Source organism: Phenylobacterium sp. (assembly GCF_030645195.1).
In the GTDB taxonomy this organism is placed as follows: domain Bacteria; phylum Pseudomonadota; class Alphaproteobacteria; order Caulobacterales; family Caulobacteraceae; genus Phenylobacterium.
Genome location: NZ_JAUSLW010000037.1, coordinates 1 through 13,862 on the forward strand (window position 1 = coordinate 1; position 13,862 = coordinate 13,862).

At 69.5% G+C, this 13,862-nt stretch carries 14 protein-coding genes; 7 read left to right on the forward strand and 7 right to left on the reverse strand.

Annotated features, from left to right (window positions below; translation table 11 throughout):
- The coding region (locus tag Q7T09_RS03220) for a DUF6665 family protein (RefSeq protein ID WP_304697560.1) at positions 1-310 on the reverse strand (310 nt) is incomplete at its 3' end.
- A 116-nt stretch (positions 311-426) separates the two neighbouring features.
- On the reverse strand, positions 427-1,029 hold the full coding sequence (locus Q7T09_RS03225; RefSeq protein ID WP_304697561.1) for a TIGR00730 family Rossman fold protein: 603 nt from the start codon (positions 1,027-1,029) through the stop codon (positions 427-429).
- A 102-nt stretch (positions 1,030-1,131) separates the two neighbouring features.
- On the opposite strand from Q7T09_RS03225, the gene Q7T09_RS03230 reads away from it, so the two are divergent.
- Positions 1,132-1,902 (forward strand): Ig-like domain-containing protein, encoded by a 771-nt coding sequence (locus Q7T09_RS03230; RefSeq protein ID WP_304697563.1) that lies wholly within the window; start codon positions 1,132-1,134, stop codon positions 1,900-1,902.
- Positions 1,903-1,982: 80 nt separating this feature from the next.
- A complete protein-coding gene (locus Q7T09_RS03235; RefSeq protein ID WP_304697564.1) occupies positions 1,983-3,821 on the forward strand; it encodes an ABC transporter ATP-binding protein/permease in 1,839 nt (612 codons plus the stop codon).
- Between the two features lie 25 nt (positions 3,822-3,846).
- Here the strand turns inward: Q7T09_RS03235 and Q7T09_RS03240 are convergent, their stop codons facing one another.
- The 3 genes from Q7T09_RS03240 to Q7T09_RS03250 are packed head-to-tail and all read right to left on the reverse strand — an operon-like array spanning position 3,847 to position 8,683.
- Positions 3,847-4,371: a GNAT family N-acetyltransferase gene (locus Q7T09_RS03240; protein WP_304697565.1), complete on the reverse strand. Its 525-nt coding sequence runs from the start codon at positions 4,369-4,371 to the stop codon at positions 3,847-3,849.
- 13 nt (positions 4,372-4,384) lie between these two features.
- A complete protein-coding gene (locus tag Q7T09_RS03245; RefSeq protein WP_304697567.1) occupies positions 4,385-7,627 on the reverse strand; it encodes an efflux RND transporter permease subunit in 3,243 nt (1,080 codons plus the stop codon).
- Between the two features lie 30 nt (positions 7,628-7,657).
- Complete coding sequence (locus tag Q7T09_RS03250; protein ID WP_304697569.1) at positions 7,658-8,683, reverse strand: efflux RND transporter periplasmic adaptor subunit; 1,026 nt, start codon at positions 8,681-8,683, stop codon at positions 7,658-7,660.
- Between the two features lie 292 nt (positions 8,684-8,975).
- Here Q7T09_RS03250 and Q7T09_RS03255 point away from each other — a divergent pair, with 292 nt between their 5' ends.
- The 5 genes from Q7T09_RS03255 (at position 8,976) to Q7T09_RS03275 (ending at position 12,789) form a co-directional block, all read left to right on the forward strand.
- The gene (locus Q7T09_RS03255) at positions 8,976-9,416 is read left to right on the forward strand and encodes a VOC family protein (protein ID WP_304697571.1); all 441 of its coding nucleotides are present in this window, start codon (positions 8,976-8,978) and stop codon (positions 9,414-9,416) included.
- Positions 9,416-10,198: an SDR family NAD(P)-dependent oxidoreductase gene (locus Q7T09_RS03260; protein ID WP_304697573.1), complete on the forward strand. Its 783-nt coding sequence runs from the start codon at positions 9,416-9,418 to the stop codon at positions 10,196-10,198. Before Q7T09_RS03255 ends, Q7T09_RS03260 begins: the two co-directional genes overlap by 1 nt.
- 63 nt (positions 10,199-10,261) lie before the next feature.
- Positions 10,262-11,089 (forward strand): aldo/keto reductase, encoded by an 828-nt coding sequence (locus Q7T09_RS03265; protein WP_304697575.1) that lies wholly within the window; start codon positions 10,262-10,264, stop codon positions 11,087-11,089.
- A 95-nt stretch (positions 11,090-11,184) separates the two neighbouring features.
- Positions 11,185-12,561: a DUF6880 family protein gene (locus Q7T09_RS03270; protein ID WP_304697578.1), complete on the forward strand. Its 1,377-nt coding sequence runs from the start codon at positions 11,185-11,187 to the stop codon at positions 12,559-12,561.
- A gap of 69 nt (positions 12,562-12,630) precedes the next feature.
- On the forward strand, positions 12,631-12,789 hold the full coding sequence (locus tag Q7T09_RS03275; RefSeq protein WP_304697580.1) for a hypothetical protein: 159 nt from the start codon (positions 12,631-12,633) through the stop codon (positions 12,787-12,789).
- 6 nt (positions 12,790-12,795) lie between these two features.
- Here Q7T09_RS03275 and Q7T09_RS03280 read toward each other — a convergent pair whose 3' ends face one another.
- On the reverse strand, positions 12,796-12,972 hold the full coding sequence (locus tag Q7T09_RS03280) for a hypothetical protein (protein WP_304697582.1): 177 nt from the start codon (positions 12,970-12,972) through the stop codon (positions 12,796-12,798).
- A gap of 31 nt (positions 12,973-13,003) precedes the next feature.
- Positions 13,004-13,843 (reverse strand): hypothetical protein, encoded by an 840-nt coding sequence (locus tag Q7T09_RS03285; protein ID WP_304697583.1) that lies wholly within the window; start codon positions 13,841-13,843, stop codon positions 13,004-13,006.
- Positions 13,844-13,862 lie beyond the last annotated feature (19 nt).

Consider the following 13,862-nt stretch of genomic DNA (forward strand, 5'->3'; position numbering starts at 1 on the left):
AGCTCGCCCCCAGCCGCCGCAGCACCTCGCGGGGGATCTGGTGGTGGGCGATGACGGGGCGCTGGTCGCGCAGGCCCAGGGATTCGCGCTGGACGAAGAACATCCAGGTCGCCTTGGCGGCGGCCTTCACCAGGGTCTCGCGGGGCTGGGTCTGGTCCTCGCCGGCGTCGAAGGCGCGCAGGGCGGCCAGGGCCTTTTCCATCTTGCCGCCGATGCGGCCCAGGGCCGCGGCGGCCTCGCCGGCCATTTCGTGCTGCAGGAGATCAAACCCGCTGTCGCGGGCCGAGGGGGTCTGGCGCTTGCCGAACATGGGCGCTCCCATTGGTCGTGTCGTCGGAGACTAGCCAATTCCGGGCGGGGAGGGCCAGTTCCAGCTTACCTTGTCTGTCGCGCTCTCGGACGGCGAACAGGTTCGCCTGAGAGCGCTTACGTCATCCGCAGGACGACGCTCTCGGGGATCGGCTCGGCGGGCCGCACGCCGCTGAGCGCCGGGATGATGTCCGCGACGCGGTCGACGGAGATCCAGCTGTCCATGAACTCGGGTGGGGTCAGCTTGGCGTCCACCGTGTGCTGGAAGAGCGCGTAGAGCGGCTCCCAGAAGCCGCCCGGGCTGTAGAAGACCACCGGCTTGGCGTGCAGGTCGAGGCGCCGCCAGGAGAGCAGCTCGACGATCTCCTCAAGGGTGCCGACGCCGCCCGGCAGGACGATGAAGCTGTCCGAACGCTCGAACATGATCATCTTCCGCTCGTGCATGGAGGCCACGACGATGGTCTCCACCACGTCCAGGCGGCGTTCGCGCTCCTTCAGGAAGTGGGGGATGACGCCCAGAACCTTGCCGCCGGCCTCGTGGGCGGCGATGGCGCAGGCGCCCATCAGTCCCACCCCGCCGCCGCCATAGATCATCTCCAGGCCCGAGGCGGCCAAAGCCCGGCCCAGGTCCGCGGCGTCGGCCAGCAGCTGGGGATCGGCGGCGTCGGAGGAACCGCAGAACACGCAGGCGCTCGAAAGGGGGGCGAGGTCTTGCCCCATGGGCGGTAAGCTCCGGAAAAGGACTCAAACGGCACGCTGCTGACATGTTCGGCGCGCGGGGCCGATTAGCTAGGGTCTGGGTTAAGGAGTTTCAAGCAAGCCGTGGTCCGCGTCCCGATTCCTATCGTCGCAGTCCTGCTGCTGACCGCGTGCGACGCCGAGGCGCCGCGGGTTCCCATCGCGCCCAAGAAGGAGCCCGCCGCCCAGGCCGCCGGCTATGTGGTCCCGGCCATGGTGACGCGGGTCGAGGCCGGGCCCGCGGGCCTGACCCTGACCGGCTCGGCGCCGGCCGGGGCGCCCGTCCGCCTGGCGAGCCCCGATGGCGCGGCCATGGCCACCGAGGCCGACGGCAAGGGCGTCTGGCGGCTGGTGGTCCCGGCGGCGGCCCAGCCGAGGCTGTTTGGTCTCTCCTCCACCCAGGGGACGCGCACGGCGCAGGCGGAGGGCTACCTGCTGCTGACCCCCGAGGGCAGGGGCTACCTGCTGCGCTCGGGCGCCGGGGCGGTGCGGGTGGGGCCGGTGGCGGGACTGGCGATCACCGCCTTCGATTTCGACCGGGAGGGGGCCGCGGTGGTCTCCGGGGCGGCGCCGGCCAGCGCCACGGTCACCGTGCGCGCCGACGGCCGCCAGAGCGCCGATGGCCGGGCCAACGCGGCGGGCCGGTTCGCCATCTCGCTGAGCCAGCCCCTGACGCCCGGCGCGCACACGATCAAGATTTTTAGCGACGGGGCCGAGAATTCGGCGACAATCGACACCTCGCCCGCGGCCTCCCTGGTCGACGGCCCATTTCGAAGCACCACCACGCCCGCGGGTTTGCGGGTGGACTGGATGACGCCGGGCGGCGGGGTCCAGTCCACAGTGATCCTCAATTGATCTTGGAATTTTTGCCTATCGCGTGACGATCCGGTTTCGGCCGTCGCGCTCTCGAACGGAGCGTTCTCAAGGTGTCATTCATGCACGCCGGCGGTGTCCGGCGGTTCGCAAGCCCCGGGGCGGTGTCGCCGCCCTCGGTGAAGTTCAGCTTCTGGGCCTCGATGGCCGACCTCGGCCGGCTGGTCCTGCGCTCGGGCGCCAAGGGCCTGTCCTGGCGGATCCCGGTGGCTCTGGGGACGGTCTTCGTGGGCAAGCTGGCCGGCGTCACCGCCCCGGTGATGCTGGGGGACGCCATCAACACCCTGTCGCCGGCGGCGGGCCAGGCCGTCGCCATCGGCGCCGACTTCGTGGCCCTGGCCCTGGCCTTCGCCGGCCTGCGGCTGGTCTCCTCCTGCGCCCCCTATCTGCGCGACGCCATCTTCACCACCGTGTCCCAGTCCACCATGGCCAAGGCCGCCGTGGAGACCTTCGCCCATGCGCTCGCCCTGTCGCTGGATTTCCACCAGGGCAAGCAGACCGGTATGCTGGCCCGCATCATCGACCGCGGCTCGCGCTCCACCGACTTCCTGATCCGCAGCGTGGTGTTCAACCTGGGTCCCACGGCGGTGGAGCTGGTGATGGCCCTGGTGGTCATGATGCTGCGGCTGGACTGGCGGTTCGCGGCGACGACCTTCGTGACCATCGTCATCTACACGGTGGTGACCTTCAAGATCACCGACTGGCGGCTCAGCCACCGGCGCGAGCTGAACGAGGCCGACAGTCGCTCGGCGGGCCTCTCGGTGGACGCCATGATGAACTACGAGACGGTCAAGACCTTCGGGTCGGAGACCCGCACCGTGGCCCAGTACGAGGACGCCATGGGCGACTATGTCGTCGCCTCGGTGAAGGCCAACACCTCGCTCTCCCTGCTCAACGCCGTGCAGGCGGTGATCCTGACCGTCGGCCTGGCCCTGATGACGGTGCTGGCCGGGCTGGAGGTGATCGAGGGCCGCATGCGGATCGGCGACGTCACCACCGCCATCCTGCTGCTGACCGGCATCTACCAGCCCCTGAACATGCTGGGCTTCAACTATCGGGAGATCCGCCAGGCCTTCATCGACATGGAGCAGATGGTCAGCCTGACGGCGCTGAAGCCCGACATCGTCGACGCCGCCGACGCCCAGGACCTGCCGCCCTCGGCGGTGCATGGGGCGGACGTGGCCTTCGAGGGCGTGACCTTCCAGCACGACGCCCGCTCCAGCGGCCTGAAGGAAGTCAGCTTCCACGCCCCGCCGGGGACCACCACGGCCATCGTCGGGCCCTCGGGCGCGGGCAAGACTACGGCGGTGCGCCTGGCCCTGCGGCTGATCGATCCCCAGGCGGGACGGGTGACGATCGACGGCATGGACCTGCGCCAGGTGCGCCAGGCCTCCCTGCGCCGGGCCGTGGCCCTGGTGCCGCAGGACGTGGCCCTGTTCAACGACACGGTCTACGCCAATATCGGCTTCGCCCGACCCGACGCGACGCCGGACGAGGTTCGCAAGGCCGCCGAGGACGCCGAGCTGGGGCCGTTCATCGACGGCCTGCCCAATGGCATGTCCACCATGGTCGGCGAGCGGGGCCTGAAGCTGTCCGGCGGCGAGCGCCAGCGGGTGGGGATCGCCCGGGCCCTGCTGGCCAATCCCCGGGTGCTGATCCTCGACGAGGCCACCAGCGCGCTCGACGGCCGCACCGAGGAGGCGATCCAGGCCACCCTGCGCAAGGTCCGCGCCGGCCGCACCACCCTGGTGGTGGCCCACCGCCTCTCCACCATCGTCGACGCCGACCAGATCGTGGTGCTGCGGCGGGGGAAGATCGTGGAGCGGGGCACCCACGCGGAGCTGCTGGAGAAGGCCGGGGAATACGCGGCGCTGTGGCGGCGGCAGACGCGGGAGCAGTAGGAGCCGAAACCCCGACCCTGCGGCCTCAGGCCCCGCCGATCCGCTTCCAGTAGATGATCGTCCCGCTGAGGCCGCCGTGGGGTTTCAGCGCATAGTCGGGGATCTCGCCGGCGCGGACATAGCCCAGGCCCTCATAGAGCCCCGCCGCCCCGCCGTCGCTGGCGGTGTCCAGCACCAGCAGGGTGCGGCCGCGCTGGACGGCCAGGGCCTCGGCCGCGCGCATCAGGGCCGCGGCGATCCCTCGGCCGCGGCAGCTCTCGCGGGTCATCAGCTTGGCGATCTCGCCGCGGTGCGGCTGGTTGGGCGGGCAGTCCAGCAGCAGGGTCACCGTGCCGGCCAGCACCTCGCCGTCCCAGGCCCCGAGGACGACGCGCTTGCCGTCGGCGGCGGCGGCGAGCGCGTCGTCCCAGAAGCCCAGGGCGTCGTCCTGCGACAACGGGTGCATGAAGCTCACCGAGCCGCCGCCGGCCACCACCGCGATGAGCAGGTCGGCGAGCTGGGCGCGGGTGTCGGGCGACGCGATGAGCGGCCTGATATCCATCCCGGGCATGGCGGTCGGGCGGCTACTCGGCGGCCTTGGGAACGTCGTCGTCGCCGAAGACGAGCTGGCGATCCCGGGGTGTCCTGCGACCGAAGCGCGGTCCGAGCGTGCGGGCCCAGAGCCAGCCGAAGCGGCGGGCCATGACCTTGGGCGCGGCCAGCAGGACCGGCGTCAGGATCAGGGTCAGCAGGGTGGCGAAGGACAGGCCCCAGACCACCGCGCCGGACAGCTGCACCCACCACTCCGACCCCGGCGCCTTGTACTCGATATGGGCGTTGTGGAAGTTCGGGTGGATCTGGAACATCAGCGGCAGCAGGCCCACCACGGTCACCAGGGTGGTGAGCATCACCGGCCGGAACCGCTGGGCGGCGGCGCGGACGGCGGCGTCGTCGGCCTCGTAGCCCGAGCGGCGCAGCTGGTAATAGGTGTCCACCAGCACGATGTTGTGGCCCACCACGACCCCGGCCAGGGCCACGATGCCTGTGCCGAGCATGAGCACCGAGATGTAGTCGAAGGTGTGCAGCAGGTTGATCTGCACCCCCAGCAGCACCCCGACCGTCGACAGGGCGACGGCCGAGAGGGTGACGACCACCCCATAGAAGCTGTTGAACTGCCACAGCAGGATCACGCCCATCATGAACAGGGAGGCCGACATGGCGGTCGCAAAGAACACCGCGGCCTTCTGGCCCTCCTCATCGGCGCCGGTGAACTTCCAGCGGACGGAGGCGTCGATGGGCGCCTTTTCGAGCCAGGGCTTGAGCTCGGCGATCTTCTGGTTGGCGGCGACGCCCTCGACGGCGTTGGCCTGGACGATCACCAGGCGCTGGGAATCCCGGCGCTGGATGTTGGTCACCTGCTGGGCCGGGACGCGCTTGATGAAATAGCTGGCGGGCACCGGACCCAGGGCGGTCGGGATCTTCATGTTCTCGAACGCCGCCACGTTGCGGCCCTCGGGGGTGAAGCGCACCCGGATGTCCAGCTCGTCCTCGGCGTCGTCGGGGCGGAAGCGGCCCACCAGCACGCCGCCGGTGGTGAACTGGATGGCCTGGCCGACGGTGAGCACGTCGACGCCGTAGCGGCCGGCCGCCTCGCGGTCGACGGTCAGGTTCCACTCGATGCCCGGCGAGGTGCGGTTGTCTTCAAGTTCAATGAGCTGGGGATCGGCGGCGAGCTTGGCCTTCACCATGTTGGCGGCCTTGTTCAGCGCCACGGGGTCGTTGCCGCGCAGTTCGACCTGTACGTCCTTGCCGGTGGGCGGGCCGCCCTGGGGCTCGCGGACTTCCACCTGCATCCCGGGGATGTCGGTGACGCGGCGGCGGATCTCGTCGGCGATGTCCTTGCCGCGCAGGCCGGACGCCTTGCGGTCCTCATAGTCGTCGAAGTCCATCGAGATGCGGCCGATGGTGTCGTTGGGCGGCGCGTTCGGCCCACCGCCGCTGCTGGACGCGCCGCTGCGGACATAGATGGAGTTGACGCCCCTGATCCCCTGCAGGCGGCGCTCGACCTGGGACACCAGCAGGTCCTGGGCCTCGGGCGAGAGGTTGCCTCGGGCCTTGACGTAGACGGAGACGAATTCCGGATCCTGGTCGAGGAAGAACTCGGTGCGGTGCTCGGTCTTTCCGAACCAGAAGAAGACGCCGAAGATGATCGCCAGGGTCGCGGCCATCACCCGGAAGGGATGCTGCCCCAGGAAGCTGATGGTGCGGGCGTACCAGCCCATGAAGCCCGCCATCTCGCGCGGATCGCCTCGCTCGGACTTCTCGATCTCGGCCAGGTGTTCGGCGTCCACGGCCGCCTTGCGGGCGACGATGGAGCCCAGGGCCGGGGTGAAGATCAGGGCCACGAAGATCGAGGCGCCCAGCACGAAGAACAGGGTCAGCGGCAGGAAGCTCATGAACTTGCCGGCGATCGAGTTCCAGAACATGAACGGCAGGAAGGCGCAAAGGGTGGTCAGGGTGCCGTTCAGCACCGGCCAGAACATCCGCTTGCCCGCGGCGGCGAAGGCCTCGCCCTTGGGCAAGCCCTCGGCCATCTTCCGGTCGGCGTACTCCACCACCACGATGCCGCCGTCCACCAGGATGCCCACGGCCAGCACCAAGCCGAACATCACCATCTGGTTGAGGGTGATATCCAGGGCGTTGAGCATGAGGAAGGCCAGCATGAAGCAGGCCGGGATCGCCAGGCCCACCATCAGGCCCTGACGGATTCCGAGGCTGGCGACGATGATCATCATCACCAGCAGGGTGGCCGACATCAGGCCGCTTTCCAGCACGATCAGGGTGCGGCCAATGAAGTCGCTCTCATCGAAGATGTAGGAGACCTTGACCGTCTCGGGCCAGCGCTTCTGCTCCTCGGCCACCACGGCCCGGACCCGCTTCACCGTATCGAGGACATTGGCGCCGCTGCGCTTGGAGACGTCGAGGGAGTAGGCCGGATGCCCGTTGAAGCGGCTGATATAGGCGGCTTCCTTGAAGGTGCGGCGCACGTCGCCGATATCACCCACGGTGATCAGGCGGTCGCCGTTCTTCTTGATGGGCAGGGAGAGGATGTCCTCGGGCTTCTCCACCACGCCGGGGACCTTGACCGCGAACTTGCCGGCGCCGGAGCGCAGGTCGCCGGCCGGAACCAGCTGGTTGTTGCGGCCGATCACCTGGGCCAGTTCGCCGGTGGTGACGTTGTAGGCCTCCATCCGCATGGGATCGACGGTGACCTCGAGGAATTCCTCGCGGCCGCCGCTGAGACTGGCCTCCAGCACGCCGGGCACGGTCTCCAGCCGGTCCTGCAGGTCACGGGAGATGCGCACCAGCTCGCGCTCGGGCGCGGCGCCCGACAGCACGATGCCGATCACAGGATCGCCGGAGAAGTTGGCCTCCTCGATGATCGGCTCCTCGGCGTCCGGCGGGAACTTGCCCCGGGCCAGGTCGACCTTGGCGCGCACATCCTCCAGGACCTTGTCCTTGTTGAAGTCGGCCTCGAACTCCAGGCTGACGACGGCCATGCTCTGGCGGGCGACGGCGTTCATCTGCTTCAGGCCCTCGATGCTCTGAAGCTCGGTCTCCATGGGCTTGACCAGCAGCCGTTCGGCGTCCTCGGGGCTGACCCCGGGATAGGGCACGACCACCGAGACATAGGGGATGGTGATGTCGGGTTCGGCTTCCCGAGGCATCGAATTGTAGGCCAGGAATCCGAAAATGCTGGCGATCAGGGTGACGCCCAGCACGACCTTGCGCCGTTTAATCGCGCCGTCGATCAAGGGTCCGATCATCGTCTCTATCTCCAGGGGCGCCGGCGCGACTTAGCGCGCGCTGGCGACCCGAACCTTCTGACCTTCGGCCACGTAGGACTGGCCGACCGTTATGACGCGCACCGGACCGCGGAGCCCCGCGACCCAGACACCGTCGGGGGTTTCCTCGATCACCGTGACCGGGGCGAAGGCCACCTGATTGCTGGCCTCGACGTAGCGGACGCCCTGGCGGCCGGCGGAGTCCAGCACCAGGGCCGACACCGGCACCTGGTGGGCCGGGCCCGCCCCGGCCGAGATGCGGACGGTGGCCGAGAGGCCCGAGCGGGCGGCCATGTTGGGGTTCGCGGCGGCGACCTCCACATGATAGGTGCGCGTCTGGGCTTCGGCGTCGCGGGCGATGTAGCGGACGCGGCCCGACAGACGCTCGCCCGAGAGCAGGGTGGCGGTGGCCGGGGCGCCGACGCGCAGCTTGCCGGCGTCGGTCTCGGGCAGGTCGCCGACGATCAGCAGCGGGTTCAGCTCGATCATGGTGCCGCAGGCCTGGCCCGGCGACAGATAGGCCCCGATCTCGGCCTCGCGCTTGTCGAAGACCCCGGAGAAGGGCGCGCGGATGCTCATCTGCTCGATGCCGATCTCGGCCTGACGCACCAGGGCCGCGGCGTTGTCGAGATTGGCCTGGTCCTGCAGGACCTGGGTCTGGGAACGATAGCCCTTCTTGGCCAGCTCGATGGAGGCCTGCTGGGTCAGCTGGCGCGAGCGCAGGGCCGCCCGGGCCTGGTCCAGGGTCGCCTGGCGGGCGTCGACGTTCAGGCGGCAGAGCACCGCGCCCTTGGCGACGAAACTACCCTCGGTGGCGGGGGTGGCGGCGACCGTGCCGGGACTCTCGGACTTGACCGAGACGGTGCGGGCCGACTCGGTGCGGCCGCGGATCACCACCGTGTACTCATGCACGCTCTCCGGCGTCAGGACGACCTGAACCGATGGCAGGGTGGCGGCGGCCGTGGTCTTGGCCGCGGCGCCGTCCTTCTTCTCGCCCCCGCCGAACAGCGAGCCGATCAGGAAATACAAGGCGGCCACGAGCAAGATTCCGCCCGCGAAAAGATAAGAAGATTTGACGCGCATACAGCCGTTTCCCCGAGCGCAGCAGTCATTCGGCGACCGCACATGAATCGGCCGCCCGCCCCGCAGTCCTATGCAGATAGGTTGCAGTGGCTTTTGATGCCACCGTTCTACGAGCGCAAATGAAATCGCCGACAGGATGATGTATGGCCGCATATTGTGCCCGTGAAGCCGCAGGATCGGCACGCACGTGCCCCCCGCTCAAGCTGAGCCTTGGGTGCTATCCAAGGTTGAAAGATAAGGAGACGTCTTGAGATACCTGCACACCATGGTCCGCGTGACCGACCTCGACGCCTCGCTTTCCTTCTACTGCGACAGGCTGGGGCTGAAGGAAGTCTCCCGCGTCGAGAACCAGGGCGGACGCTTCACCCTGGTCTTCCTGTGCGCCCCCGGCGACGAGGAGATGGCCAAGGCCAGCCGCGCGCCCACCGTCGAGCTGACCTACAACTGGGACCCCGAGGACTATCAGGGCGGCCGCAATTTCGGCCACCTGGCCTATGCGGTGGACGACATCTACGAGACGTGCGCTCGGCTACAAGAGGGCGGCGTTATCATCAACCGGCCGCCGCGGGACGGCCACATGGCCTTCGTCCGCTCGCCGGACGGCATCTCGGTGGAGCTGCTGCAGGCGGGGCCGGCCAAGGCGCCGGCCGAGCCCTGGGCCTCCATGCCCAATACCGGCGTCTGGTGATGGGGGATCGTCTGGCGGCGCGCGCGGCCCTGATCACCGGCGCGGCCGGCGGCATCGGCCTGGCCTGCGCCCAGGCCTTCGCCGCCGAGGGGTGCGACCTGGCGCTGATGGACATCGACGAGAAGCGCCTGGCCGCCGCGGCCAAGGACCTGGCCAAGCAGAGCGGCCGCAAGGTCCATGCCGTGCCCTGCGACGTCGCCGACGCCGCGGCGGCCCAGAAGGCGGTGATCCGCTCGGCGGCCCTGCTGGGGCGGATCGACATTCTGGTGAACAACGCCGGCATCCTGGCGGCCGGCGACATTCTGGACTGCGACCTGGCCGACTTCGACCGGGTGATGGCGGTCAATCTGCGGGCGCCCTTCGTGATCGGCCAGACCGTGGCCCGTCACATGGTGGACGCCAAGATCAAGGGGTCGATCATCAACATGTCCTCGATCAACGCGGTCCTGGCCATCCCCAACCAGGTCGCCTACGTGGCCTCCAAGGGTGGGATATCTCAGCTCACCAAGTCCATGGCCCTGGCGCTCGCGCCCTATGGGGTGCGGGTCAACGCCATCGGGCCGGGCACCATCTCCACCGACATCCTCAAGGACGTGATGGAGAACGAGGACGCGCGACGCCGGGTGTTGTCGCGCACGCCGATGAAGCGGTTCGGCGAGCCCTCGGAGATCGGCAAGGTCGCGCTCTTCCTGGCCAGCGACGACGCCTCCTACATGACCGGACAGACCCTCTATCCGGACGGCGGACGCCTGGCGCTGAACTACACGGTGGCGGTGGATTAGGCCCTTGGACGGCGGGCGACACGGCCTATGTCTGCAGTCGATCCTCGCCAGCCCGGAGTTTCCATGACCGACCAGACCTTCCTGACGCTCAATGACGGCCGGCTGATGCCCCAGGTGGGGCTGGGGGTCTGGCAGAGCCCGGCCGAGACCACCGCCGACACCGTGGCCACGGCGCTGGCCGCCGGCTACCTGGCCATCGACACCGCCGCGGCCTATCGCAACGAGCCCGGCGTGGGCGAGGGGGTGAGGCGTTCGGGCGTGGCCCGCGACAAGCTCTTCATCACCACCAAGCTGTGGAACGAGAACCAGGGCTATGACGCGGCCCTGGCGGCCTTCGACAAGAGCCTGTCGCGGCTGGGCATGGACTATGTCGACCTCTACCTGATCCACTGGCCGGCCCCGACCCAGGACCTCTATCTGGAGAGCTGGAAGGCCCTGATCCGCCTGCGCGAGGAGGGACGGGCGAAGTCCATCGGCGTCTCCAACTTCGCCATCCCGCACCTGGAGCGGATCATCGGCGAGACCGGGGTCACGCCGGCCGCCAACCAGATCGAGCTGCATCCCCGCTGGCAGCAGGCGCAGCTGCGGACCTTCCATGCCGGCAAGGGGATCGCCACCACCTCCTGGAGCCCGCTGGGCCAGGGCCGCCTGCTGGACGACCCGGTGATCGGAGGGATCGCCGCCAAGCACGGCAAGACCCCGGCCCAGGTGATCATCCGCTGGCATGTGGACCTGGGTCTGACCGTCATTCCCAAGTCGGTGACCCCGGCCCGCATCGTGGCGAACTTCCAGGTCTTCGACTTCGCCCTGGACGCCGAGGATCTGAAGGCCATCGCGGGCCTCCAGGCGGCGGACGGCCGGATCGGGCCCGACCCCAACGCCTTCGGCTAATCCTTCGCGAAGGCTAGCAGGTCGGCGCCTGGACTGATGGCGCGGGCCGGCGGTTCCGGGTAGAGCCCGTGCGCGGCCAGGGAGAGAGTTTTTTGGTGAAGCGTCCGGGTTCCCGCAAGACCGTCACGGCGGCCAACCTGGCCGACCTGGGCGCCGCGCGGCTGGCGGAGATCCTGATGGACGTCGCCGAGGCCCAGCCCAGCATCAAGCGACGGCTGCGCATGGAGCTGGCCGGGGAGGTGGGCGCGCAGGACCTGGCCTCCGAGGTCGCCAAGCGGCTGGCGGCCATCGAGACCCGCCGTTCCCGCGTCCACTGGCGCAAGTACAAGGAATTCGTCCGCGACCTGGAGCTCCAGCGCGCGATGATCGCGGGCAAGATGGCGCAGGAGAACCCGGCCCTGGCGCTGGAGTTCCTCTGGCGGTTCGTCGACATGGCCGAGGGCGTGCTGTCCCTGACCAAGGACGACAAGGGCGAGGTGGAGGCGGTGTTCCTGGCCGCCGTGGAAGACCTGGGGCCCATCGCGGTGAGAGCCGCGGGGTCGACGACGGCCCTCGCCGAACGCGCCTTCCAGGCCCTGGAGACCGACGAGAACGAGATCTTCTTGCGCCTGGTGGAGATCCTGCTGCCGGCCCTGGACGCCGCCGGGATCGCCCGGCTGCGGACGCTGCTGGAGGCCGCGATCGCCCGGCGCGGCCGGTCCAAGCCCGCCCTGCGCGCCGCGGTCCAGGCCCTGACCGACGCGCAAGGCGACGTCGACGGCTTCATCGCCACCATCACCGCCAGCGAGGCCCTGCAGCCCTGGACGGGCGCCCAGATCGCCGCGCGCCTCACCGCCGCCGGCCGCGCGCCCGAGGCCTTGGCGGCCCTGAAGCGCTCGGCCCCGCCAGCCTTCGCCGACGTCGCCCGCTCCCAGGCCCGGGTCGTGGCCTCGGCCTCCAGTCTGAAGGCCTGGGAGGACGCCTATCTCGAGGCCCTGGAGGCCGATGGCCAGGCCGACGCCGCCCAGGCGGCGCGCTGGACCGCCTTCGAGCAGCGGCTGTCGGCCGAGCGGCTGCGGGCCTATCTCAAGCGCCTGCCCGACTTCGACGACGTCGAGGCCGAGGACCGCGCCATGGTCTTCGTGGCGGGATTCAAGAGCTTCCCCGCCGCCCTGCGTTTCTTCCTGGCCTGGCCGGCGCTCGGCCAGGCCGCCGCCCTGATCCTGGCGCGAGGCGACGAGATCGACGGCGACGACTATGAGGGGCTGGAGGCCGCCGCCCAGGCCCTGGAGACCCGCCACCCCCTGGCCGCGACCCTGCTCTACCGGGCGATGATCGGGCGGACCCTGCAGTTCAACCGCCGCGACCGCTTCGCCGACGCCGAGCGCTGGATGGCCGACTGCGCCGCCCTGGCCCCCCGGATCGCCGATTTCGGCGACCATGAATCGCACGCCGACTTTGTGCGTCGGGTAGGACACACTCCACAGGCCTGACGCCTTGCGCCGTCCAAAGGCCGCGCTCGGGCCTTGCGGCGGACTCTTTCGAGGCGCACAGGGTCGCCCATGGCGATGCAGAAACGACGGATTGATCGCGCTCAGCGGTTTCGGGCGCGGCGAGTCTGGTGGGACCGGCACGGCGCCTTCGCCCGGGGCCTGCTCACCGGAACCCTTGTGACCCTGCTGGCGGTCTGGATCGCCAAGATGGCGGCCGCGACCTTCTAGGGCGGGCTACTCGGCCTTGCCGTCGAGGTCGCGCATTTTCCGCTCCACGAAATCCCGGGCCGATTCCGGCGTCTCGTCCTCTTCGGGCGGCGGCGCGCCGCCGCCCTTGAGGCGCTGGATCTGGGCTCGGAGCTGGTCGGCGCGGATCTTGCGCCGCGCCGCCTCGTCAGGATCGTCGGTCATGACGCATCATACCTCGAACCCGGCCGCCATTCTATTTCACGAGCTCGGCGATCTGGGCCCGCAGGTTTTGCGCCCGCGTCTCCGCCGGCTTGGCCATGGCCGAGACCGGCATGCCGACCAGGGCGGCGCTGGCCCGGCCGCCTTCGCCCCGGGCCTTCCGCTCCGGCGTGGCCCGATCGACCTTGGCGCGCAGGTTGCCTTCGCCCGTAAGGACCCCAAGGTCGCGGAAGACGGGCTCGGCCGTGCCGAACCAGACCTGTTGCCACCAATGGTCGCTCGCCAGGTCGTGCCAGGACAGATAGCCGCCGCGCAGCACCCTGCGGGGCCCCTGGATCGCCCCGGTGAAGGAGTAGCGGACCCCACCGTCGGCGACAGGATCGAAGAAGTGCGGCGTATAGAAGTCGCTCACCAGCACGCCGTTGATGGAATAGCCGAACTGGGCGGCCTCCGACGGGTCGGCGACCTCCACCAGATAGTTCACGCGGCCCTGTTTGGGCTTGATGGAGTCGCCGCCCACCAGGTGGTTGCCGTATGGGTCGACGAGCATCTCGACCGACTCGTGGCTGGCCGTCAGCGACCATTCGTCGGGGTCGTTCGAAGCGGTGATCAGGCCGAAGGGCTGCCCGTCCTTGTCCATGTGGATGCCCGCCGCGCCGGCATAGCCGATGTCGTCCATGACGATCATGGGCCAGTAGTCGGTGGGGACATCCTCCAGCCGCGCGAAGGCGTCGACGGTGGCGCCGACGTCCCAGACCGGGGCGAGGTCGCGACTGGCCTGCTTCTGCAGGGCGGCGGCGACCCGCATGAGGTCGCCCGGCGCGACGATGGCGGACTCGGACACGAGCGCCAGGTGGCGAATGAGACTGGACATGATGGTTCCTCTCGTTCGG